Consider the following 514-nt stretch of genomic DNA (forward strand, 5'->3'; position numbering starts at 1 on the left):
CGCAGCTCACCCCAAGGCTGTGGAAGCAACACTTCGCGGCCAATCCGCTGCGATCCGATCTCTTCGAAATCTCGAAGTAGGCAAGGACGCCGGGCAGTTACCGCTTACGGATGCGCGACAGGTGCGCTTCGCTGACCGCATGGTAGAAGCGCGCCTTGGCGCCGCTGTCCGAGAGCTTGCGCCCCCGGTGCTTCACGCCTTCGTCCTGTTCGGTGAACTTCGCTGATTTCTTCATGGCTCCATCTTCTCAAGAGTTGAAGCCTCCGCGAAACACGGGGCGATTCAAGTTGCTGCCGCATCGCTGGCAGCCGGCCGTCTGCGCCTGAGCGAAACGGCAAGACGGGTTCGCCGGGTGCTTACCACCGTTCTGCAGCGTGCGAGACAAGTTTTATGCAGATTTTTCGTAGACGCAAAAACGCCCAGAGTTGTGTTCTCTGGGCGTTTTTTTGTGGGTTAGTCTGACGATGACCTACTTTCACGAGGGCATGCCTCACTATCATCGGCGCGAGTGCGT

The 514-nt window shown here is 58.6% G+C and carries 1 protein-coding gene; it reads right to left on the minus strand.

From position 1 onward, the window contains the following. Nucleotides 1-97: 97 nt before the first annotated feature. Nucleotides 98-235, minus strand: coding sequence for a hypothetical protein (locus MXC99_RS00225; RefSeq protein ID WP_247723642.1), 138 nt, complete (start codon nt 233-235; stop codon nt 98-100). Between the last annotated feature and the right edge of the window lie 279 nt (nt 236-514).

The sequence above is a fragment of the Thauera aromatica genome, from assembly GCF_023093595.1.
Lineage (GTDB): Bacteria > Pseudomonadota > Gammaproteobacteria > Burkholderiales > Rhodocyclaceae > Thauera > Thauera aromatica_A.